This window comes from Streptomyces sp. TLI_053 (assembly GCF_900105395.1).
GTDB lineage: Bacteria > Actinomycetota > Actinomycetes > Streptomycetales > Streptomycetaceae > Kitasatospora.
The window spans coordinates 3,247,250-3,270,133 of the sequence record NZ_LT629775.1; the positions used below are offsets into that span (position 1 = coordinate 3,247,250).

14 protein-coding genes are annotated in these 22,884 nt (G+C 74.1%); 11 read left to right on the forward strand and 3 right to left on the reverse strand.

What is annotated here, in order from left to right:
- The first annotated feature begins 38 nt into the window (after positions 1-38).
- Together BLU95_RS12780 and pepN are read left to right on the forward strand one after the other, a co-directional pair.
- Positions 39-1,937 carry an outer membrane protein assembly factor BamB family protein gene (locus BLU95_RS12780; protein ID WP_159424874.1) on the forward strand — a complete coding sequence of 633 codons (1,899 nt, stop codon included), beginning with the start codon at positions 39-41 and terminating at the stop codon, positions 1,935-1,937.
- Between the two features lie 136 nt (positions 1,938-2,073).
- The gene (gene pepN / locus BLU95_RS12785; protein ID WP_093860134.1) at positions 2,074-4,653 is read left to right on the forward strand and encodes an aminopeptidase N; all 2,580 of its coding nucleotides are present in this window, start codon (positions 2,074-2,076) and stop codon (positions 4,651-4,653) included.
- A gap of 170 nt (positions 4,654-4,823) precedes the next feature.
- Here the strand turns inward: pepN and BLU95_RS12790 are convergent, their stop codons facing one another.
- The gene (locus tag BLU95_RS12790) at positions 4,824-5,054 is read right to left on the reverse strand and encodes a hypothetical protein (RefSeq protein WP_030395011.1); all 231 of its coding nucleotides are present in this window, start codon (positions 5,052-5,054) and stop codon (positions 4,824-4,826) included.
- A 20-nt stretch (positions 5,055-5,074) separates the two neighbouring features.
- Positions 5,075-7,261: a 4-alpha-glucanotransferase gene (gene malQ, locus BLU95_RS12795; RefSeq protein ID WP_093860135.1), complete on the reverse strand. Its 2,187-nt coding sequence runs from the start codon at positions 7,259-7,261 to the stop codon at positions 5,075-5,077.
- A 466-nt stretch (positions 7,262-7,727) separates the two neighbouring features.
- On the opposite strand from malQ, the gene BLU95_RS12800 reads away from it, so the two are divergent.
- The gene (locus BLU95_RS12800) at positions 7,728-11,846 is read left to right on the forward strand and encodes a glycoside hydrolase family 84 protein (RefSeq protein WP_231978540.1); all 4,119 of its coding nucleotides are present in this window, start codon (positions 7,728-7,730) and stop codon (positions 11,844-11,846) included.
- A gap of 144 nt (positions 11,847-11,990) precedes the next feature.
- Here BLU95_RS12800 and BLU95_RS12805 read toward each other — a convergent pair whose 3' ends face one another.
- On the reverse strand, positions 11,991-12,635 hold the full coding sequence (locus tag BLU95_RS12805; protein ID WP_093860136.1) for an HNH endonuclease: 645 nt from the start codon (positions 12,633-12,635) through the stop codon (positions 11,991-11,993).
- A 446-nt stretch (positions 12,636-13,081) separates the two neighbouring features.
- Here BLU95_RS12805 and BLU95_RS12810 point away from each other — a divergent pair, with 446 nt between their 5' ends.
- The 8 genes from BLU95_RS12810 (at position 13,082) to BLU95_RS12845 (ending at position 22,616) form a co-directional block, all read left to right on the forward strand.
- Complete coding sequence (locus tag BLU95_RS12810) at positions 13,082-14,296, forward strand: mechanosensitive ion channel family protein (protein ID WP_093860137.1); 1,215 nt, start codon at positions 13,082-13,084, stop codon at positions 14,294-14,296.
- A 227-nt stretch (positions 14,297-14,523) separates the two neighbouring features.
- Positions 14,524-15,711 carry an ROK family transcriptional regulator gene (locus BLU95_RS12815; protein WP_231978541.1) on the forward strand — a complete coding sequence of 396 codons (1,188 nt, stop codon included), beginning with the start codon at positions 14,524-14,526 and terminating at the stop codon, positions 15,709-15,711.
- A gap of 152 nt (positions 15,712-15,863) precedes the next feature.
- On the forward strand, positions 15,864-17,225 hold the full coding sequence (locus tag BLU95_RS12820) for an ABC transporter substrate-binding protein (protein WP_093860138.1): 1,362 nt from the start codon (positions 15,864-15,866) through the stop codon (positions 17,223-17,225).
- Between the two features lie 45 nt (positions 17,226-17,270).
- Positions 17,271-18,269 carry a carbohydrate ABC transporter permease gene (locus BLU95_RS12825; RefSeq protein ID WP_093860139.1) on the forward strand — a complete coding sequence of 333 codons (999 nt, stop codon included), beginning with the start codon at positions 17,271-17,273 and terminating at the stop codon, positions 18,267-18,269.
- Between the two features lie 21 nt (positions 18,270-18,290).
- Complete coding sequence (locus tag BLU95_RS12830) at positions 18,291-19,214, forward strand: carbohydrate ABC transporter permease (protein WP_093860140.1); 924 nt, start codon at positions 18,291-18,293, stop codon at positions 19,212-19,214.
- Entirely contained in the window at positions 19,214-20,503 is a 1,290-nt protein-coding gene (locus BLU95_RS12835) for a 6-phospho-beta-glucosidase (RefSeq protein ID WP_093860141.1), read from the forward strand. The genes BLU95_RS12830 and BLU95_RS12835 overlap by 1 nt, the downstream gene beginning before the upstream one ends.
- Positions 20,504-20,699: 196 nt before the next feature.
- Positions 20,700-21,719: an N-acetylglucosamine kinase gene (locus BLU95_RS12840; RefSeq protein WP_093860142.1), complete on the forward strand. Its 1,020-nt coding sequence runs from the start codon at positions 20,700-20,702 to the stop codon at positions 21,717-21,719.
- 276 nt (positions 21,720-21,995) lie between these two features.
- Complete coding sequence (locus BLU95_RS12845) at positions 21,996-22,616, forward strand: hypothetical protein (protein ID WP_093860143.1); 621 nt, start codon at positions 21,996-21,998, stop codon at positions 22,614-22,616.
- The last annotated feature ends 268 nt before the right edge of the window (positions 22,617-22,884 follow it).

Consider the following 22,884-nt stretch of genomic DNA (forward strand, 5'->3'; position numbering starts at 1 on the left):
GGCCGCGGATGCGCGCCGCTCCCGGGACGATTCCAGACATGACGGGGCATCAGATGGCAGGGGACAACCCTACACCGGGGGCTGGCGAAGCTTCCGGCGGCGGTCCGGACAACCGGGGCGTCTCGCTCGGACGCCCGGCGGGCGGCGTCGACCCGGCGGCCGTGGCCGACCAGCAGACACAGCTCGACGGGGCCGCGGTCCCCGGGCAGGCCGCACCGCCGGCCCCGGCCGCGCCGCCCGCGCCGCCGGCCGGGGCACCGGGGGCCGCCGGGGCGTACGCCTACGCGCCCACCGCCCCCGCCTTCCCCTCGCAGAGCCCGGCGGGCGCCCCGCCGCAGGCCCCGCCGGTGGGCCCGTACGACCCCTCCCCCGGCCAGCCGCAGTTCGGCGCCCCGGCCGCGGGCCAGCAGTACGGGTACACCGCCCCGCCCGCCGACGGCGGAGCCGCCGGCTACGGCTACCCGCAGCAGGGCGCGGGCTACGGCTACCCGGGTGCCCCGGCGCCCGTCGCCCCGCCGAAGCGCAACCCGGTGATGGTCTGGGGCGGCATCATCGGCGGTGTGCTGGCGATCGCCATCGTCGCCGCGCTGATCGTGCTGTTCACCGACGACAACAAGAAGAAGAACGACGAGCCGAGCGCGTCCGGCGGCACCACCGGCCAGGTCACCGGCGGGACCGGCGGGGACGCCACCGCCACCGGCGGGACGGTCACCGCGCCGGCCACCGGCGGCGGCACCGGCGGCACCGGTGGCGGCGGTGGCGGCGGCAAGGCCGGCGCCTACAACCCGGCCTGGGCGGCCGACAAGCCGGCCAGCTCGGTCAGCGGCTCCACCCGGATGCTCGCCATCTGGGGCGCCGAGAAGGTCGCGGTGCGCGCCGACACCACCGGCATCCGCGCCGTCAACACCTCGGACGGCAAGGAGGCCTGGAACATCCCGGTGCCCTCCGGCGCCAAGGAGTTCTGCTCCGCCTCGTACAGCGCCAACTCCAAGCACATCGCCGCGATCGCGCTGAACACCGGTGACAGCGACTGCTCCACCATCGCCGCGGTCGACCTCACCACCGGCAAGCTGAGCTGGACCGTGAAGGTCGGGCAGAGCCGGATGTCCTCCCCCACCCTGACCGTCACCGACAAGGTGGTCGGCATCGGCGCCAACACGGCCGCCGCGGTCAACATCGCCGACGGCTCCGCGGCCTGGTCGTTCCAGCCGCGCGAGAAGGACTGCAGCGTCTACGGCACCGTCGCCGGCGCCCAGATCGTCGTCACCGACCGCTGCTACGGCCTCAACACCACCGTCAAGTCGCAGCTGGTCATCGTCGAGACGGACACCGGCAAGGTCGCCTCGCCCGCGCCGATCACCCTGACCGGCAGCATCGAGCGGGTCGACAAGGTGCTCTCCGAGCAGCCGCTCGTGGTCTCGGTGACCAGCGGCCCGAACGGCGACTACGTGCTGCCGTTCGACAAGACCAACAAGGCCGGCACCCAGATGCCCGTCAAGGAGCCCGGCTACGACAGCCTGCGGCTCAGCGGCCTGGGCGACGCCATCACCCAGAGCGTGGTCAGCGGCACGACCCTGTACGTGCAGACCAACCCGACCAAGCCCTCGGTCAACGCCTACGACCTGAACACCGGCAAGCGGATCTGGTCGACCGACGGCAAGGCCAAGGACGGCCTGCGGCTGGTCTCCGGCACGGACAAGGAGGGCAAGGTCCGGGTCGTCATGGACATGGGCTACGGCGCCGACGCCAAGCTGGCCACGCTCGCCCCCGCCGACGGCGCCGTCGGCGAGCTCGGCACCATCGCGCTCGGCAAGGACTCCTCCTCCTTCAGCATCAGCCTGAGCAGCAACGAGTTCGTGCTGAACTCGGACGGCGCGCTCTACGGGTTCTCCCGCAGCAGCATCGACCCGCCGGTGTTCAAGTTCGTCAAGAAGTAGGACACCCCGGGCGGGGCGGTGCGGGCCCGACGGCCCGTACCGCCCCGCCCGCGTCGTACCCGGGGAGTATTCCTCCGGCACTCGCGGGCGGACATGGCAGGATGCCAGGCATCAGCCCGACAAAGGAGTCCTGCGAGTGCCCGGCACCAACCTGACCCGTGACGAGGCCCGCACCCGGGCCGACCTCCTGCACGTGGACGCGTACGACATCGAGCTCGACCTGAGCTCGGCCCGAGAGGGGGGCACGTTCCGGTCCACGACCGTGGTCCGGTTCACCGCCACCACCCCGGGCGCGGCCACCTTCATCGACCTGGTCGCCCCGAGCGTCGACGAGATCGTCCTCAACGGCGTGCGGCTCGACAACAGCGCCTTCGCCGACAGCCGGATCGCGCTGCCGGACCTCGCCGCCGAGAACGAGCTGCGGGTGGTCGCCGACTGCGCCTACACCAACACCGGTGAGGGTCTGCACCTGTTCGTCGACCCGGTCGACGGCGAGACCTACCTGTACACCCAGTTCGAGGTGCCGGACGCCCGCCGGGTCTTCGCCTCCTTCGAGCAGCCCGACCTCAAGGCCGCGTTCGCCTTCACCGTGACCGCGCCCGCCGACTGGGTCGTGGTCTCCAACTCGCCCACCCCCGAGCCGGAGGGCGAGGGCGACACCCGGGTCTGGCGCTTCGCGCCGACCGGCCGGATCTCCTCGTACATCACCGCACTCGTCGCCGGCCCCTACGTCGGGGTCTTCGACAGCTACGAGAACGGCGAGCAGAAGGTGCCGCTGGGCATCTACTGCCGGCCCTCGCTGCGCGAGTTCCTGGACCCCGAGGCGATCTTCGAGGTCACCAAGCAGGGCTTCGACTACTTCCAGGAGAAGTTCGACTTCCCCTACCCGTTCGCCAAGTACGACCAGCTGTTCGTGCCGGAGTTCAACGCCGGCGCGATGGAGAACGCGGGTGCCGTCACCCTGCGCGACCAGTACGTGTTCCGGTCCAAGGTGACCGACGCCGCGTACGAGGCCCGCGCCGCGACGATCCTGCACGAGCTCGCCCACATGTGGTTCGGCGACCTCGTCACCATGGAGTGGTGGAACGACCTCTGGCTGAACGAGTCGTTCGCCACCTACGCCGAGGCGGTCTGCCAGGCCGAGGCCCCCGGCTCCCGGTGGCCCAACTCCTGGACCACCTTCGCCAACCAGATGAAGACCTGGGCGTACCGGCAGGACCAGCTGCCGTCCACCCACCCGATCATGGCCGAGATCAACGACCTGGAGGACGTCCAGGTCAACTTCGACGGCATCACCTACGCCAAGGGCGCCTCGGTGCTCAAGCAGCTGGTGGCGTACGTCGGCCAGGACGCCTTCTTCGAGGGCGTGCGCGCCTACTTCAAGCAGCACGCCTGGGGCAACACCCGGCTCGGCGACCTGCTCGGCGCGCTGGAGAAGGCCAGCGGCCGCGACCTCAGGTCCTGGTCCGCCGCGTGGCTGGAGACCGCGGGCATCAATGTGCTGCGCCCCGCGCTGACCCTCAACAGCGACGGCGAGATCGAGTCCTTCGCCGTGCTCCAGACCGCCCCGGCGCTCCCCGCCGGCGCCAAGGGCGAGGCCGTGCTGCGCCCGCACCGGATCGCCGTCGGCCTGTACGAGCTCAACGACGGCGCGCTGGTGCGCACCGACCGGATCGAGCTGGACGTCAACGGCCCGCGCACCGAGGTGCCGGAGCTGGTCGGCCGCCACCGCCCCGCGGTGATCCTGCTCAACGACGACGACCTCACCTACGCCAAGGTCCGCCTCGACGAGGACTCGCTGGCCGTCGTCACCGAGAACCTCGGCGGCTTCACCGAGGCGCTGCCGCGCGCACTGTGCTGGGCCTCCGCCTGGGACATGACCCGTGACGGCGAGCTGGCCGCCCGCGACTACCTGACGCTGGCCCTCTCCGGCCTGCCCCGGGAGAGCGACATCGGCGTCGTCCAGTCGGTGCAGCGGCAGGTCAAGCTGGCGCTCGACGTCTACGCCGACCCGGAGTGGCGGGAGCAGGGCCTGGCCCGCTGGGCCGAGGCCGCCGAGCAGGCGCTGCGCGACGCCGAGCCGGGCAGCGACCACCAGCTGGCCTGGGCCCGGGTGCTCGGCTCCGTCGCCCGGACCGACGGTCAGCTCGACCTGCTGGCCGGGCTGCTGGACGGCGGCACCGTGATCCCCGGTCTGGCCGTGGACACCGAGCTGCGCTGGGCTCTGCTGGGCCGCCTCGCCGCGACCGGCCGGGCCGACGAGTCCGCGATCGGGGCCGAACTCGCCCGCGACAACACCGCGGCCGGCCAGGAGCACGCGGCCAGCTGCCGGGCGGCGCGCCCGACGGCCGAGGCCAAGGCGGCGGCCTGGGCCTCCGTGGTCGACTCGGACGAGCTCACCAACTACGTGCAGGCGGCGGTGATCGGCGGCTTCCAGCAGGCCGACCAGCGCGAGCTGCTGGCACCGTACGCGGAGAAGTACTTCGCCGCGGTGAAGGGCGTCTGGGAGAACCGCAGCCACGAGATCTCGCAGCAGATCATCGTCGGGCTGTACCCGGCGCTGCTGGTCGAGCAGGGCACGCTGGACGCCACCGACGCCTGGCTGACCGCCGCGGAGCCGGCGCCGGCGCTGCGCCGTCAGGTCGTCGAGGCGCGGGCCGGGGTGGAGCGGGCGCTCAAGGCGCAGGCCGTGGACCGGGCCGCCGGACAGCGCTGACACCGGCGGGGTGCGTCCCCCTCCCGCACGGAGGGGGACGCACCCCGCACCGGGTCGCACCTCGCACCGGGCCGTGCCTCACCCGGAGCGGAGAACGCCCGAGGGGGCGCCGGACCTCGTCCGGCGCCCCCTCGGGGTCTGTGCTGGGCTCCGTGGCGGAGGGCCCTCGGCTACTTCTTCTTGTCCTTGTTGCCGTACGGCATCGCGGCCAGGCCGCCGATGATCACGAAGGCCGCGATCGGGAGCAGCACGTACAGGCCGAGGGTCTGGGCGACGCTCAGGCCGCTACCCGGGTCGTCGCCGTCGTCCCGGGTGAGGGCCATGGCGGGCGACGACAGCAGCATCATCAGCGTGACCGTGGCGGTGACCGCGCCGGCTCGCAAAGCGTTCCTCTTGTCCACGGTGCCAACTTACCCGTGACTTACGCCGGGCCGCTCGGCGGGGTCGGCCTTTCGGGAGCCGGTCCGGGCCCGGCCGCCGGTCGGGCGCCCACGGAGCGCAGCAGGTCGGCGAGGGTCCGCGCGTCCGGGGCGGCCGCCAGGCCGTCCAGGGTGACCGGGCGCCCCGAGCCGTCCGCGACCGGCAGCCGCCAGTTCGGGTACTGGTCCCAGGTGCCGGGCAGATTCTGCGGGCGGGGGTCGCCGACCACGTCCGGCAGCCAGACGCCGACCAGCTCGGCCGGGGTGCCGGCCAGGAAGCGGTAGAGCGCGGCGGCCGACAGCGGCTCGTCCCCGGACAGCAGGCCCAGCCGGAGCAGCTCGGCCCGCCAGTCGGCCAGCTCGGCGGCCGCCTCGGCCTGCTCCTCGCCGAGCGCGCGGGAGAGCAGGCCGAGGCGGTGGCGCAGCTCGACGTGCTCGCCGGAGAGCCGGGCCGCGGTGGACGGCAGGTCGTGCGTGGTCAGGGTGGCCAGGCTGCCCGGGCGCCAGCGCCCGGGGGGCAGGATCGCGCCCCCGCTCTGCCAGTCCCGCTCGAACCAGAGCACCGAGGTGCCCAGGACGCCGCGCTCCGCCAGTTCCTCGCGCACCCCCGGCTCGACGGTGCCGAGGTCCTCGCCGATCACGGCGGCGCCGGCCCGGTGGGCCTCCAGGGCGAGCACCGCGAGCATCGCCTCCGCGTCGTAGCGGACGTAGACGCCCTCGGTCGGGGCGTGCCCGGCCGGCACCCACCAGAGCCGGAACAGGCCCATCACGTGGTCGATCCGCACGGCGCCGGCGTGCCGGGCGGCGGAGCGGATCAGCTCGGCGAAGGGCGCGTAGCCGACGGCGGCCAGCGCGTCCGGGCGCCAGGGCGGCAGGCCCCAGTCCTGGCCGTGCGCGTTGAAGGCGTCCGGCGGCGCGCCGACCGAGATCCCGGCGGCCAGGACGTCCTGGAGTGCCCAGGCGTCGGCGCCGTCCGGGTGGACGCCGACCGCGAGGTCGTGCACCAGGCCGACCGGCATGCCGGCGGTGCGGGCCGCCTGCTGGGCCCGGCCGAGCTGGCCGTCGACCTGCCAGGCGAGCCAGCGGTGGAAGGCGACCCGGTCGGCCAGTTCGGCGGCCTCGTGCCGGACGTGCGGGGAGTCGGGGCGGCGCAGGCCCTTCGGCCAGTGGTGGTGGTCGGCGCCGTGGCGCTCGGCCAGGGCGTTCCAGACCGCGTACCGCTCCAGCCACTCGCCCTCGCGGGCCCCGTAGGCGTCGAACGCGGCCGTGCGGACGGCGCCGTGCCCGTCCGCGTACCGGCGGTACTCGGCGTGCAGGAGCTCCAGGGCGCGGCGCTTGAGGGCCCAGACCTCGTCGCGGTCGATCAGTCCGTCGTGGACCAGCACCTCGGCGCGCAGCCGGGCGGCGCGGGCGAGCAGCTCGTCGGCCTCGGCCCGCTCCTCGCCGGCCAGGTAGGCGTACTCGGGCACCTCCTCGATCCGCAGGTGGACCGGGTCGGCGAAGCGCCGGGAGGAGGGGCGGTAGGGGGACGGGTCGGAGGGCGTCGAGGGCAGGGCCGCGTGCAGCGGGTTGATCTGGACGAAGCCCGCGCCGAGGGAGCCCGCCCAGGTGGCGAGGTCCGCCAGGTCGGCGAGGTCGCCCATGCCCCAGGAGCGGTCGGAGAGCACGGAGTACAGCTGGGCGAGGAAGCCCCAGCCCCGGCCGGGGAGGGCGGGGAGGCGGTCGGGGGCGACGATCAGGTGGGCGGTGGCGGTGCGGTCCGCGGCCTCGGCGTGCAGGGTGTGCCGGCCGGGCGGGAGGTCGTCGGGCAGCCAGTGGGCGTGGCCGTTCGGCAGCCGCCACCGCTCGCCCTGCTCCAGGACGACGGTGAGCCGGGTGTCGGCGGGGAGGTCCAGCGCGGTGCGGCGCCCGGCCCGGGCGACCACGGTCGGGGGCAGCAGGCGGGCGCGCTGCTCCGCCCGGTGGCGGTCGAGGGCCTCGCGGGCGGCGTCCGGGGTGGCGGCGTCCACCCCGAGCGCGGCGAGGACGGCGACCAGGGTGCGGCCGCCGGCCGGCAGCCCGCCGGGGCCGTGGCGGGTGTCCACCCCGTGGGCCTGTGCCAGCGCCACCAGCTCGGGCGGCGGCGGGGGTGCGTCCTGGGCCGGCACCTCCAGTGCGTCGGCTCCGTCACGGTCGAGATAAGCGGCCACTCGCGGCTCCTGCGATGTCTCGGCAACGCCCAGTCAGGACAGGCACAGTCCTACCCGGGTGACGGCCCGGTGACCCGGCGCGACACGACGGGGACCGGAACCGGGAACCGACAGGGCACCACGAGCGGGTGAGTCCAGCGCCACCACCCGCGGGCGAAGTCCGGGGCAACCACCCGCGGGTGAGTCCTTGCCCCCCCAGGCACGGCCCGCGAGCGAGCCGAAGGGGCGCGCCGGTGCCGAAAGGGAGAGCGCGAGGGAGCGACGAAGGAGCGAGGGAGCACCGACCGTCGGCACCGGACCAAAGCGCCCCGGAGGCAAGCCGAGCCCCAAAAAAGAGGTGCGCACGAAGGGTTGCAGTCGCGGGTGAAACGGACAAAATCGGCATACCCGTCGACGACGTTGACACCGTGAAACAGAGCTGGTGGGCTGTGCCGCGATGTGGTTCCGGCCTGGCTAGGAGGCTCCTGTGCAAGCCCGAGTGTCCGAGGTGGCCGGCCGGCGGTTCCGTCAGCAGCTGGAGCAGAGCCCGGCGCTGCGCGAAGTGCTCCAGCACCCGACGGCGCTCGCGGCCCGCCGGGCCACCGCACGGACATGCCGTCAACTGGCCCCCAGGACGGCCGATCGGCTGATCGCCGACCTCAAGGGCACCTCGCCGCTGCTGCCTTCGGTCCGGGCCGAGCGCGCCCGGGCCGCCCGCCCGGGGGCGCCGAGCCGGCGGACCCTCCAGGTGGCGGCCACCCTGTCGGCGGCCGCCGTGGTCGGCGGCCTGCTGGTGAGCGGCCCGGCCGCGTACGCGGTGGCGCCCGGGTACCCGCCGGGTCCGGACGTGGTGAGCACCGCGGGCGGCGTTCCGCAGACCCCGCTCGGCAGCCTGGGCGACCCCCAGGTGTTCCCGCGTCCGCAGGAGCAGCGCGTGACCGGGCGGCCGGTCACCGTGCCGGGCGCCGTCACCCTGGTCACCGCGCCGAACGCGGATCCCGGCGCGGTGGCCGCGGTGCGGGAGGTCCTCGGCATCGCCGGCGCGACCGACGTGACCGCGCGGCCGGCGCCGAACCCGCCGGTGGCCGGTTCGCTGGTGGTGTACGTCGGCGGCCCCGCCGAGGGCGCGGGCGGCGACACCGACCGGATCCTGCGCGAGCTCACCGTGGCGGCCGGCGGCACGGACACCGCCGCGCCCACCGCCGCCGGGCTGCCGTCCGGCGGCCATGTGCTGGCGGCCGGTCAGCTGCCGGTGGCCGGCGGCGGCAGCTACGGGGCGGTCGTGCTGGCCGGGACCGACGCGGCCGGCACCTTCTACGCCGCGCAGTCGCTGCGCCAGCTGCTGGCGGCCGTCCCGGCCGACCAGGGCCAGCTGCCCGGCGCGGCCGGGCTCGGGCTGCCCGGGATCGTGCTGCGCGACTGGCCGTCCGGAGCGCCGGTGCGCGGGACCGCCGAGGCCTTCTACGGCACCCCGTGGACGCAGCAGCAGCGGCTCGACCAGCTGGACTTCCTCGGCCGGTCGAAGCAGAACTTCTACCTCTACGCGCCGGGTGACGACCCGTACCGGCTGGCCCGCTGGCGGGACGCCTACCCGCAGGAGCGGGAGAACGACCTGCGCGCGCTGGGCGTCCGCGCCGCGCGCGACCACGTCACCCTCGGGTACGCGATCGACCCCGGGCAGTCCTTCTGCTTCAGTTCCGGGAAGGACGCGGACGCGCTGGTGGCCAAGCTGGACGGGCTGCGCCGGCTCGGCTTCTCGGCCTTCCAGCTGCAGTTCCTGGACGTGTCCTACGAGGAGTGGCACTGCTCCGACGACCGGTCCAGGTACGGCACCGGCCCGACCGCGGCCGCGAAGGCACAGGCGGAGCTGGCGGCCAAGGTGCAGGACCGGCTGATCGCGCGCAACCCGGGCCTGGCGCCGCTGTCGGTCGTCCCCACCGAGTACCACCAGCAGGGCTCCAGCCCGTACCGGACGGCGCTGGCCGCCGCGCTGCCCCCCGCCGTGCAGGTGGCCTGGAGCGGTGTCGGGGTGATCCCGGAGCGGATCACCGGCACCCAGGTCGCGGACACCGGCGGCCTGTACGGGCACCCGCTGGTCACCATGGACAACTACCCGGTCAACGACGCCACCCCGGACCGGCTCTTCCTGGGCGCCTACACCGGCCGGGACAGCGAGGTGGCGACCCGGTCGGCGGTCATGCTGACCGGTGCGATGCGGCAGCCGGTGGCCTCCCGGATCGCCCTCTCCACGGCCGGCGACTTCGCCTGGAACCCGTCCGCCTACAAGGCGGAGGACTCCTGGCGGGCGGCGCTGCGCTCGCTGGCCGGGCCGACCGGCGCGACGGCCACGCCGACCGGGGAGACCCTGGCCGCGGTCACCGCGCTGGCCGGGAACAGCGTGTCCTCGCCGCTGGCCAAGCAGGAGTCCGGCTACCTGCTGCCGCTGATGGACCGGTTCTGGGCGTCCGCCGAGCCGACCTCGGGGGCGGCGCCGGACCTGACGAGGCTGATCGAGTCGGCCGCCCCGCTGCGGGAGGCGTTCACGGCGATGGCCGACGCCCAGCAGACCCTGGCGGCCGCCCAGGCGACCGCCCCGCTGGCCGCCGAGGCCGCGCCCTGGCTGGCGCCGCTGCGCGACTTCGGGCTGGCCGGGCAGTCCGCCCTGGACATGCTGCTGGCCCAGCGCGGCGGCGACGGCGGGGCCGCCTGGAAGGCCCGGGTGGAGCTGACCAAACTGCGCGAGCAGCTCGGCCAGAGCCCGGCGACGGTCGGCGCGGGCGTGCTCGGCCCGTTCCTGGAGCGGGCGCTGCAGGCGGCCGACACCTGGGCCGGGGTGCAGGGCGGCGGCGTCACCGCGACCACCACCCTGGGCACCGCGCACGACCACCTGCCGGCGCTGATGGCCGACGGCGTCGCGGACACCTTCTACTGGAGCTCGGCACCGCCGCAGCAGGGCGACTCGGTCGGCCTGGACCTCGGCGACGGGCGCCCGGTCGGCAGTGTCACCGTGCTGATGGGCTCCTGGGGCAACGGTCCGGACGGGCAGAGCGCCCTGGACGACTACATCCGGGACGGCGTGCTGGAGTACTCCACCGGGGAGGGCGGCTGGAAGAAGCTCGCCTCGGTGAAGAACCAGAAGTCCGTCTCGGCGCAGGTCCCGGCCGGGACGGTGGTCCGGGCGGTGCGGCTGCGGGCCACCGCCGCGCAGAAGACCGCGGTCGCGGTGCGCGAGTTCTCGGTGACCGCGCCCGACGAGCTGCCGGCCAGTGTCTCCGGCGGCCCGGCCGCGCTGCCGGGCTCCTCGGCCGCCGCCGTGCTGGACGGCAATCCGGACACCGCCTACCGCGCGGCCACCGCGCCGACCGCGCAGGACGAGCCGCTGACGGTCGAGCTGGGCGCCGCCCGGCCGCTGGACCGGCTGACCGTGCTCACCGATCCGGGGGTGCGGGCCTCGGCGGCCGTCGCGGTGCGGCACCCGGACGGCACCTGGACCGAGATCGGCACCGTGCAGCCGGGGTGGAACGAGCTCGCGGCCGGCGGTCAGCCCGCCGACGCGTTCCGGCTGGCCTGGAAGCCGGGCGGGGAGCCGCCCGTGGTCAACCAGGTGATCCCCTGGTACGCGGACGCCCCGGCGGCCCGGCTGAGCCTGGCCGACGCCTCGGTGGACGCGGTGATCGGCGAGGCCGCGCCGGTGCAGGCCCGCGTGACCGTCGAGGCCGGCCGGCCGGAGGGGGTCACCGGGGAGCTGCGCACCGAGGTGCCGGGTGTCGCCAAGGGGCTGACCGTGGCGCCGGTGACCGGGGTGAGCGTGCCGCGCGGCGGCAAGGTCGGCGTGCCGCTGCTGGTCACCGCCGGACCGGAGACGCCGTCCGGGACGTACCAGGTGCCGGTGGTGTTCGTGGCCGGGCAGACGACGGTCCGCCAGGTGCTCCAGGTGCATGTCGTGCCGCCGACCGGCGGTCCCGATCTGGCGATCACCGCGCAGGCCACCTCCTCCGGCGACGAGACCCCGAACTTCCCGGCCGCGGCGGTGGCCGACCAGGACCCGAAGAGCCGCTGGTCCTCACCGGCGGCGGACGACGCCTGGGTGCAGCTGGAGCTGCCGAAGGCGACCCACCTGGGCTCGGTGGTGCTGCACTGGCAGGCCGCCTACGCCGCCGCGTACAAGATCCAGTCCTCGGCGGACGGGCGGTCCTGGACCACGGTCGCGACCGTGGGGGACGGCAGGGGCGGCAACGAGACGGTGCGTTTCGACGCGCCGGGCGCGAAGTTCCTGCGGATCCAGGGTGTGGCCAGGGCGACCAAGTACGGCTACTCGCTCTGGGGCGTCGAGCTGTACGCCGTCGCCCCGGTGGACCAGGTGGTGCCGCCGGTGACGCCTCCGGTCACCCCGCCGGTGACACCGCCGACCGGGCAGCCGGGCGGCGGCCAGCAGTCGGGCGGCCGGCCCGAGGGCCCGGGGGGCGGGACGGCGACCACGCCGCCGGCCGTGCCGACACCCTCGGCCTCCCCGACCGGACCGGTTCCCTCCCCGACGGCCACCGGCCCGGGTGCCGGGGCCGGCACGCCGAGCGGCAGTCCGACGGGTCCGCGGCCGAAGCCCTGACCTCCGTCCCGCCGCGCGTCCTGCGGCCCGCCGCGCGTCCCGTACCGGGGCGGACGGCGGGCCGCCGCGCTCCCCGGTGCGGGGTGCGCGGCGGCCCATGAGGCGTACCGGGAAATATGACGGGCAAGCCCTTGTGGTGCGGACTCAGGCGGAGAGCGGTTCCGGCTGCTCACCGCGGCGGACGGGGGCGGGGTGGCCGGCGTGGGCCCGGCCGAGCGGGACCGGGTGGGCCGGGTCGGTATGGTCGTGGTGCTCGTACTCGCCCCACTGCGGGGCGCGCAGCTGGTCGTTCCCGCCGTACGGTTCCAGGTAGGGCCGCCAGCGCGGGTCCTTGATCCCGGTGCCGATGATCCGCCAGGCCAGGCCGCTGGGCGGCGCGGGTGGTCGTTTCATCCGCCAGCCGAGCTCGGTGAGGTGGCGGTCGGCCTTGGTGTGGTTGCAGCGGCGGCAGGCCGCCACCACGTTGTCCCAGCGGTGCTGGCCTCCCCGGCTGCGCGGGATGACGTGGTCGACGCTGGTGGCGGCGGCCCCGCAGTAGACACAACGACCGTGGTCGCGGGCGAACAGCGCCCGGCGGGTGAGCGGGACCGGCCCGCAGAACGGGACCCGGACGAAGCGGGTCAGACGGACGACGGACGGCGCCGGAAGGGCGCTGGTGGCGCTGTGCAGAGTGACCCCCGAGTCCTCCAGGCTGACCGCCTTGTGATTGAGGACGAGGATGAGTGCGCGGCGCATCGATACGACGCCGAGCGGCTCGTAGGACGCGTTGAGGACCAGGACATGCGGCACGGATGCCTCCTTGGACGCCTGCGGCGCGTGGCTCGCGCCGGGACGAGCGGTTCGATCGCGCAACGGGTGCGTGATCCACCCCAGTGTCGCCTTACGCCTTTGTACGGCGCCACCACTCCTGTGTAACGGACCCGGTGTGAACTCCGGGTGTGGGTTCTGTCATACCCGGTATGCCCGGGGGAAGCGCGGGTTGCACTCCGGTGCCCCGCCGGGGTACCGCTGGGCCGAGCGGAGCAGCGCGGAACCCGGCGTGCGGACGCGTTGACGGGGCGTCCGGACGGGTGCGCGCGCCTTGCGGCGGACCGGCCCGGACCGTTCGGCGTGTCGAGCCGGCGGCCGGACGGCGGCTAGGGTAGACGGACGGTCCGCAGGCCAGGGGCGTGCCAGTCCCGGGCGGGCGCCGCGGCGGCGGACCGGGTCACGACCCCTGCAGGAAGGTCCCGTACGTGTTCCGCTCCGGTGCCGCCGGCCTCCTCGCCGACGCGTCCACCACGACGCCGGCCTCGACGCCCGCGCCGTCCCCGACCCCCACCGCTCCGGAGTTGCCGGACCTCAGAATCCCGACCAGCGCGCAGGAGGTCTCCGACACCACCCGGCAGGCCGCCAGCTGGTTCGACTCGCACTGGCAGGACTGGCTGGCGAGCGGTGTCCGGATCGTCTTCATCATCGTGCTGGCCCTCGTGCTGCGGGCGATGGTGCGCAAGGTGATCACCCAGCTGATAACGCGGATGGTGCGGCCGGGCGAGAACGAGGACGAGCCCAGCCGGCTGGGCGGGCTGCTGGCCAACACCGGGGTGGTCAACCCCGAGCGGCGCCAGCAGCGGGCCGAGGCGATCGGCTCGGTGCTGCGCAGCGTCGCGTCGTTCTCGATCCTGGGCACGGCGGCGCTGATGGTGCTGTCCGCGCTCGGGGTGAACCTGGCGCCGCTGCTGGCGAGTGCCGGTGTGGCCGGTGTGGCGATCGGTTTCGGCGCCCGCAACCTGGTCACCGACTTCCTCTCCGGGGTCTTCATGATCATGGAGGACCAGTACGGCGTCGGCGACGAGATCGACACCGGGGTGGCCACCGGCACGGTGCTGGAGGTCGGCCTGCGGGTGACCAAGCTGCGCGGCGCGGGTGGCGAGATCTGGTACATCCGCAACGGCGAGGTGAAGCGCATCGCCAACATGAGCCAGGGCTGGTCGACCGCCTCGGTGGACGTCCAGGTCGGCTACAAGGAGGACCTGGAGCGGGTCGAGGCGCTGATCAAGGACACCGCCGAGGCGCTGGCCAAGGAGTCGCCGTTCGACGAGCTGGTCTGGGCGCCGTTCTCGGTGCTGGGCGTGGAGTCGGTGGCGGCGGACTCGGTGGTGCTGCGGGTCGAGGCGCGGACCGCCCCCGGCAAGTCGCTGAGCGTGGGGCGGGCGCTGCGCCAGCGGCTCAAGCAGGTCTTCGACGAGGCCGGGATCAAGGTCAAGGAGGAGGTCGGGCCGGCCGTCGCCGCGGGCGCGGCCGCCGGGACGGCCGCCGCGATGGTCCTCGGCGCGGCCGCGGCCCCGGCGCCGGGCACCGATCCGGCCCCGCCGTCCGCGCTGGCCGACCCGTCCTCGGCGGGCTACAAGGCGGCCACCCCGATACCGGCCCCCGTGCGCCCGCCCGACGACGGCACCAAGGCGCCCTGACCGATCGGCGCAGGCCTCCCGGAGCCCCGCTTCCGCAGCACTCGGAGGCGGGGCTCCGTGCTGTCCCGGGGCCGTCGGGTAACGAGTCGGCATCCTCCGTGCGAAGGGCCATTGACACTCCGCTGACGGGGCCCGTACGGTCCTGTCCCAAGCGACTGGAAAGTTTCCTAACAGTTCGCGCCTGGCCCGACCGGAATCCCGGCCGCCCCGAGGAGGAGGATCGTCCCGTGACCAGAAGCCACACCAAGACCCCCCTCGCCGGCACTCCCAGCCTCCTGCGGGCCATCAACGACCGCGCCGCGCTCGAACTGCTGCTGGCGAACGGGCCGCTCTCCCGCACCCAGATCGGCACCCTCACCGGACTCTCCAAGCCGACCGCCTCCCAGCTGCTGGCGCGGCTGGAAGCGGCCGGGCTGGTGCTGCCGGTGGGCACCACGGCCGGCGGACCGGGGCCCAACGCGCAGCTGTACCAGGTGAATCCCGCCGCCGGCTACGTCGCCGGACTGGACGTCACCAACAGCCACGTCCGGGTCGCGGTCGCCGACATCAGCGGCACCACCCTCTCCGAGCACGTCGTCCCCACCAAGGGCTGGCAGGCCGCCGCGACCGTGCCCCGGGTGGCCGACGCGGTCGCCGGGGCGGTCCGCGCCGCCGGGCTCGCCGAGGACGCCCTGCACACCGTGGTGATCGGCGTCGGCGGCGCGCCCGACCCGGTCACCGGCAAGCTGCGGTACGCCTCGCACCTGCCCGGCTGGCACGCGCCGCGGCTGGCCGAGGGGCTGGCCGGGGCGATCGGCGCGCCGGTGACGATCGAGAACGACGTGAACCTCGCCGCCGTCGCGGAGCAGTCCTCCGGCGCGGCCGGCGGCTTCGAGGACTTCGTGCTGCTGTGGGCGGGCGAGGGCACCGGCGCCGCGATCGTGATCGCCGGCCGGCTGCACCGCGGCTTCACCGGCGGCGCCGGGGAGGTCGGCTACATGCCGGTGCCCGGCTCGCCGGTCCGGGACGCCCGCCGGCGCAACTCCGGCGGCTTCCAGGAACTCGTCGGCGCCCCCGCCGTCCGGGCGCTGGCCAAGGAGCACGGGATCGCCGCGCCGAGCGCCGAGGAGGCGGTCGCCCGGGCCCTCGACACCCCCGGCGCGGGCGACTCCTTCCTCACCGAGCTGGCCGCCCGGCTGGCCGTCGGCCTGGCCGTGATCGTCGCCGTCGTCGACCCCCGGCTGGTGGTGCTCTCCGGCGGGGTCCCGACCGCCGGCGGCGAACGGCTGCGGGCCCTGGTCGAGGAGGAGCTGGCCAGGATCTCGCCCGCCCGGCCCGAGGTCCGGGGCAGCACGCTGACCGGCTCACCGGTCCTGATCGGCGCGCTGGCCCGCGCGCTGGCCGCCGCCCGCGAGGCGGTCTTCTCGACCCACTGACGTCCCCCGCACACAGGCCCACGCACACAGGCCCACGCACACAGCCCGACGCACGGCCCGCACCGCTCGACCCTGCACCCACCTCTCCCCATCCCGAACGCGGGACCCGAGGCAATGACGCCTGCCCGCGGCACCCCCAGGAGGACCTCGAAGTGCAATCCACCACCTCTCCCGCCCGCAGAAGCCGCCGGACGCTCGCCGCCGTCACCGGCAGCGCCGTCCTCGCCCTGCTCGCCACCGCCTGCACCGGCAGCAGCGACGGCGGCTCCGGCGACGACTCCGCCAGTGGCAAGGACGTCACGATCACCTTCTGGCACGGCTGGAGCCAGGACTCCGAGGTGAAGGCGATCAACGACAACATCGCCGCCTTCGAGAAGGCCCACCCCAACATCCACGTCAAGGCCGTCGGCAACATCGCCGACGACAAGGTCAACCAGGCCCTGCGGGCCGGCGGCGACGACGCCCCCGACGTGGTGTCCTCCTTCACCACCAACAACGTCGGCATGTTCTGTTCGACCAAGGCCTTCGTCGACCTCAAGCCGCTGCTGGCCAAGGACGGCATCGACGCCGCCAAGACCTTCCCGGCCGCGATGCTCAACTACACGCAGTTCCAGGGCAACCAGTGCTCCCTGCCGCTGCTCGGCGACGCCTTCGGCCTGTACTACAACAAGAAGGCCTTCGCCGACGCGGGCATCACCAACCCGCCGAAGACCTTCACCGAGTTCGCCGAGGTCGCCAACAAGCTCACCGTCCCCGAGGGCGACGGCTACAAGCAGCTCGGCTTCATGCCGCTGTACCACGGCTACGAGTCGACCACCGAGCACTTCCTCGGCCAGTACGGCCCCACGTACTTCGACTCCGCCGGCAAGTCCACCGTCGCCACCGACCCGAAGGTCGCCGCGATGATGAAGTGGCAGAAGAGCATGGTCGACAAGCTCGGCGGCTACGACAAGCTGGAGAAGTACCGCGCCACCTTCGGCGAGGAGTTCAGCGCCAAGAACCCGTTCCACACCGGCCAGGTCGCGATGGCCATCGACGGCGAGTGGCGCACCGCCTCGCTCGCCACCGACAAGCCGGACTTCGACTGGGCGACCGCGCCGTTCCCGGTGCCGGACGACCAGCAGGACACCTACGGCCGCGGCTACCAGACCGGCACCATCGTCGGCATCGCCAGCACCAGCAAGAAGCAGGCCGCCGCCTGGGAATTCGTGAAGTTCCTGACCACCGACACCGACGCGGTCGTCTCCTTCGCCAACGCGATCCACAACGTGCCGAGCACCTTCGCCGCGCTGGAGTCGCCGAAGCTGGTCGCCGACGAGAACTTCAAGACCTTCGTGAACATCGCCAAGCACGCCAGCTCCGGCACCACGCCGGCCGTCGTCAACGGCGGCGGCTACCTGGTCTCCGTGCAGAACCTCGGCTACGACTACGAGTCCGGCAAGCAGACCGACCTCACGGCCGGCCTCGCCGCCACCGCCAAGGAGATCGACGCCGCCATCGCCCAGGCCAAGTAGCGCGCACCCCGCACCCCGCACGCCCGGCCCGTCCTCGGAGCTCCCATGTCACTCGCGTCCGCCACCCGCAAGGGGGCCGGAGCGACCGCCCCGGCGGCGCCTCCCGTGCAGCAGCTGCTGCGCCGGAAGCGCCGCCGGGCGGCGGCCCGCACCCTCGCCTTCCTCTCCCCCTGGCTGATCGGGTTCAGCGTCTTCTTCCTGTACCCGCTGATCTCGACGATCTACTTCTCGTTCACCAAGTACAACGGCTTCGGCTCGCCCACCTTCACCGGCCTGAAGAACTGGGACTACGTCTTCAACGACCTCCCGGCGTTCTGGCAGGGCCTGCGCAACACCCTGTGGCTGGTCGTCGTCATGGTGAGCCTGCGGGTGGCGTTCGGTCTCGGCATCGGGCTGCTGATCACCAAGATCAAGACCGGGGTCGGCTTCTTCCGCACCGCCTTCTACCTGCCGTACCTGGCCCCGCCGGTGGCCGCCACCGTCGCCTTCGCCTTCCTGCTCAACCCCGGCACCGGCCCGGTGAACCACTTCCTCGGCGAGATCGGACTGCCGCAGCCCGGCTGGTTCGCCGACCCGAACTGGTCGAAGCCCGCGCTCACCCTGCTCGCCATGTGGGGCGTCGGCGACCTGATGGTCATCTTCATGGCCTCCCTGCTGGACGTCCCGAAGGAGCAGTACGAGGCCGCCGAGCTCGACGGGGCCGGCCCGTTCCAGAAGTTCCGCTACGTCACCCTGCCGAACATCTCGCCGATCATCATGTTCGCGGTGGTCACCGGCGTCATCCAGACCATGCAGTACTACACGCAGGCGTTCGTCGCCGGGCGGGTCGCCGCCGGCAACGCCGGCAACTCCGGCCAGCAGTTCGAGCCCGGCTACCCGAACGGCTCCACCTGGACCCTGCCGCAGATGGTCTACAACCTCGGCTTCCAGCGCTTCAACTACGGCGCGGCGTGCGTCGTGGCCCTGGTGCTGTTCGTCATCTCGATGGCCGTGACCTCGGTGCTGATGCGCCGCAAGTCCGGCTTCATGGCCAGCGACGACTAGCGGCCCAGTGAGGACACGATCATGACTCTCAGCTCGACCCTCCCCTCCGAGGCCCCCGGGAAGCGGACCGGCCGGGGCGCCACCCGCGGCCCCGTCACCGCCGCCGAGCGGGTCGCCCGCCGGCGCGCGCTGCTCAACTGGGTGGCCGTCCACTCGCTGGCGATCGCCGCCGGCCTCTTCTTCCTGCTGCCGTTCGTCTTCGTCTTCCTCACCTCGGTGATGACCGACAGCCAGGCACTCACCACCGACTACTGGCCCACCTCCTGGAACTGGGGCAACTACGGCAAGGTCTGGAACACCCCCGGCTTCCTGACCTGGTGGCGCAACACCCTGCTCTACGCGCTCGCCGGCACCGTGCTGACCATCGTCTCCAGCCTGCCGGTCGCCTACGCGCTCGCGAAGTTCCGCTTCCGCGGCCGCAACCTGGCGATGATGGCGGTCATCTCGATGATGATGCTGCCGCCGCAGGTCACCATCATCCCGATGTACCTGTTCTGGGCGAAGCAGCTGGGCCTCGGCGGCTCGCTCTGGCCGCTGATCATCCCGATGGCCTTCGGCGACGCCTTCTCGATCTTCCTGCTGCGGCAGTTCCTGCTGACCATCCCCAAGGAGTACATCGAGGCGGCCCGGATCGACGGCTGCGGCGAACTCCGCACCCTGCTGCGGGTGGTGCTGCCGATGGCCAAGCCGGCCATCGCCGCCGTCGCGCTGTTCCAGTTCTTCTACTGCTGGAACGACTACTTCGGCCCGCAGATCTACGCCAGCAGCAACCACGACGCCTGGACCCTCTCCTACGGACTGGAGTCCTTCAAGGGCGCCCACCACACCAACTGGAACCTCACCATGGCCGCCACCCTGCTGGTGATGGCCCCGGTGATCGTCCTCTTCTTCTTCGCACAGAAGGCCTTCATCGAAGGCGTGACACTGACAGGGGTCAAGGGCTGATGTCCGCACTCAAGCTGGCCATCATCGGCGGCGGTTCTACGTACACCCCGGAGCTGATCGACGGCTTCGCCCGGCTCCGGGACACCCTTCCGATCGGCGAACTCGTCCTCGTCGACCCGGCCGCCGACCGGCTGGAGCTGATCGGCGGGCTGGCCCGGCGGATCTTCGCCAAGCAGGGCCACGGCGCGGTCGTCACCACGACCACCGACATCGAGGCCGGCGTCGCGGACGCCGACGCGGTGCTGCTGCAGCTGCGGGTCGGCGGACAGGCCGCCCGCGACAAGGACGAGACCTGGCCGCTGGAGTGCGGCTGCGTCGGCCAGGAGACCACCGGCGCTGGTGGCCTCGCCAAGGCGCTGCGCACCGTCCCGGTGGTGCTCGACATCGCCGAGAAGGTCCGCCGCGCCAACCCGGACGCCTGGATCGTCGACTTCACCAACCCGGTCGGCATCGTCACCCGCGCGCTCCGGAACGCCGGCCACAAGGCCGTCGGCCTGTGCAACGTGGCCATCGGCTTCCAGCGCCGCTTCGCCAAGCACCTCGGGGTCGACCCGGAGCTGGTCCGCCTCGACCACGTCGGCCTCAACCACCTCAGCTGGGAGCGCGGCGTCACCCTGCTGGACGCGCCCGGCGCGGCCGGCGGCCGGGAGGTGCTGCCGGAACTGCTCGCCGGTTTCGGCAAGGAGATCGCCGACGACATCCGGCTGCCGCAGCGGGTGGTCGAGCGGCTCGGCGTCGTGCCGTCCTACTACCTGCGGTACTTCTACCAGCACGACCTGGTGGTGGAGGAGCTGAAGGTCAAGGGCTCCCGGGCCGCCGAGGTCGCCGAGATCGAGCGGCAGCTGCTGGAGCTGTACGCCGACCCGGCCCTCGACACCAAGCCGGAGCTGCTCGACCGGCGCGGCGGCGCGTTCTACTCCGAGGCGGCGGTGCAGCTCATCGCCGCCCTGCTCGGCACCGGCGGCGGGACCTCGGTGCAGGTGGTGAACACCCGCAACGACGGAGTGCTGCCGTTCCTGCCCGACGACGCCGTGATCGAGGTGCCGGCCGAGGTCGACGCGGCGGGCGTGCGCCCGCTGCCGCAGCGCCCGCTGGAGCCGCTGTACGCCGGCCTGGTCGCCGCCGTCACCTCCTACGAGCACCTGGCCCTGGACGCCGCCCTGCGCGGCGGTCGCGACCGGGTCTTCGACGCACTGCTCGCCCACCCGCTGGTCGGCCAGATCGAACTCGCCGACCGGCTCACGGACCGGCTGCTCGCCCACAACCGCGAGCACCTCGCCTGGGCCTGACCCGCCCGGCCTCCGTGCCGGTCCCGTCCCGGCGCCGGACCGGGCCTCGGTCCCCCGGCCCGCACTCCGTGGGGGGAGTGCGGGCCGGGCCTCCCGCGGCCCGGCGCCCGGCGCCCGGCGGAGACCGGGAGGAGAAGCCATCCCCGGCCGGGAAAGACCCCCGGCCGGGCCACGTACGACGAGCCGCGGGGACCCGATGACCCACCAGCCCGAACCACACCTGCCCGGCGTCCTCGCCATCGACGCCGGCAACTCCAAGACCGACGTCGCCCTCGTCGGCGCCGACGGCCGTGTTCTCGGCTCCGCCCGGGGCGGCGGCTTCACACCGCAGAAGACCGGCGGCGCCGCCGCCGTGGCCGGCCTCGCCCCGCTGGTCGAGGAGGCCGCCGCGGCCGCCGGGCTGACCGGCTGGACCGGCCCGCTGACCAGCCACGTCAGCGCCTGCCTGGCCAACGCCGACCTCCCGGTCGAGGAGGAGGCGCTGCGGGTGGCGCTGGAGTCCCACCCCTGGGGCGTCAGCAACACCGTCGTGAACGACACCTTCGGCCTGCTGCGGGCCGGCACCGACGGCCCGCGCGGGGTCGCCGTCGTCTGCGGCGCCGGCATCAACTGCGTCGGACTGCTGCCGGACGGCCGTACCGCCCGCTTCCCCGCCCTCGGCGAGCTCACCGGCGACTGGGGCGGCGGCGCGGGCCTGGCCGTCAGCAGCATGTGGCACGCCGTCCGCGCGGAGGACGGGCGCGGCGGGCCGACCGCGCTCGCGCCCGCGATCGCCGAGCACTTCGGCCTGCCCAGCGCCGGTGCCGTCGCCGAGGCCGTCCATCTCGGCCACCTGCCGTTCGCCCGGCTGCACGAGATCGTGCGGGTGCTGTTCGCGGTCGCCGGGGAGGGCGACCGGGCGGCGCTGGAGCTGATCGACCGGCAGGCCGACGAGATCACCCGGCTGGCGCTGGTCGCCCTGCGCCGCCTCGACCTGCTGGACACGCCGACGCCGGTGGTGCTCGGCGGCGGAGTGCTGGCCGCCCGGCAGTCACTGCTGCTGGACAACCTGACGGCGCGCCTGGCCCGGGAGGCACCGCTCGCCGAGCCCCGGATCGTCGTCGCGCCGCCGGTGCTGGGCGCGGTCCTGCTGGGCCTGGACCACCTGCGGGCCGGGCCGCAGGCGCAGGAGCGGGTGCGGCGGGCCTACGACCCGGCGCACTCCGTGGCCGCGTAGCCCCGCTCCGTCCGCTCCGTCCGCTCCGTCCGCCCTCCGTCCTCCGTCCCCGCCGGGCCCGCACGCCCGGCGGGGACGGTCCTGTGTACGGGCGATCGTGCGTACGGGCGGTCCTGGGTACGCGCGGTCGTACGTCCGGGGCGGTCGTACGTCCGGGGCGGTCGCGCGTCCGGGGCGGAAACGGTGGACGGCGGATTCGGTGGAGCGGAACCGGTCGGACGGATTCCACCTGTACGCGGGTGTCTCCTCCGGTCACGTTCCTGGAAGACTCGTCCCATGACCGCGCCCCGCCGCCTCCTCCTCGCCGTGCTGCTCTGCTGCGCCGTCACCACCGGCCTCGCCGCCTGCACCCCGATCGACGAGGACCCGACCCTGGCGATGTCCTCCGACGAGGTCGGCGACGTGCGCGACGCCGAGGACGCCGACGACACCGAGGACGCCGCGGAGGACTGGTACCCGGACACCGAGGAGTACTGGGCGGCCCCCGAGGCCGGGGCCGACCTCGACCTCGCCTCCCCGGCCGCCTCCCCCGCCGGCGTCTCCCCCACCGCCGTCTCCCCCACCGCCTGCGAGACCGGGGCCGGTCGCCGGGTGGTCCAGGTCCTCGACGTCCGGGACGGCCGGCTGAGCGTCCGCCCGGTGTCCCCGGGCTGCCCCGCCGACGCCGAACCGGCCGACCTCGCCCTGGCGGCGCACGCCACCGCCACCCTGGTCGACCTCCCGCACGACGAGCCGGCCAAGGAGGTCCAGCTGCCCGTCCTGCTGGACCACCTCGACACCTGTCTGTCCGGCGGCGAGCCCGAACCCCCCTACGCCTGCTACGGCGACACCTACGACCTGGTCGTGGACGCCCGCGGCCGGATCACCCGGATCCGGGAGCTGCGGGCGTCCTCCTGAGCCGTCCTGCCGGGCCGTCCGGGGCGGTCCTGCGGGGCGGTCCTGCGGGCGGCGGGACCGGCCTCCGGACGGCGGGGCTTGACCTCATCCGCGGTTGAGGTTGTCGGATGGGGACGTGACCCGGACGCCCGGTCGCCCGACCGGCGCGTGACGGATCGCGACCGGTCCGAGCCACGCGGTCGATGCCCAGTCAGCGGCGTGGTCCAGGACCGGTCCGTCCCGGGGGCCGCCTCCGATCTCCTGCGATCGTGCCAGGAGGCGGCCCCCT

Excerpts from the sequence above, each read along its gene's own strand:
- BLU95_RS12780 (WP_159424874.1), top strand. The coding sequence starts at position 39 with ATGACGGGGCATCAGATGGCAGGGGACAACCCTACACCGGGGGCTGGC.
- BLU95_RS12825 (WP_093860139.1), top strand. The coding sequence starts at position 17,271 with ATGTCACTCGCGTCCGCCACCCGCAAGGGGGCCGGAGCGACCGCCCCG.
- BLU95_RS12830 (WP_093860140.1), top strand. The coding sequence starts at position 18,291 with ATGACTCTCAGCTCGACCCTCCCCTCCGAGGCCCCCGGGAAGCGGACC.
- BLU95_RS12835 (WP_093860141.1), top strand. The coding sequence starts at position 19,214 with ATGTCCGCACTCAAGCTGGCCATCATCGGCGGCGGTTCTACGTACACC.
- BLU95_RS12840 (WP_093860142.1), top strand. The coding sequence starts at position 20,700 with ATGACCCACCAGCCCGAACCACACCTGCCCGGCGTCCTCGCCATCGAC.
- BLU95_RS12845 (WP_093860143.1), top strand. The coding sequence starts at position 21,996 with ATGACCGCGCCCCGCCGCCTCCTCCTCGCCGTGCTGCTCTGCTGCGCC.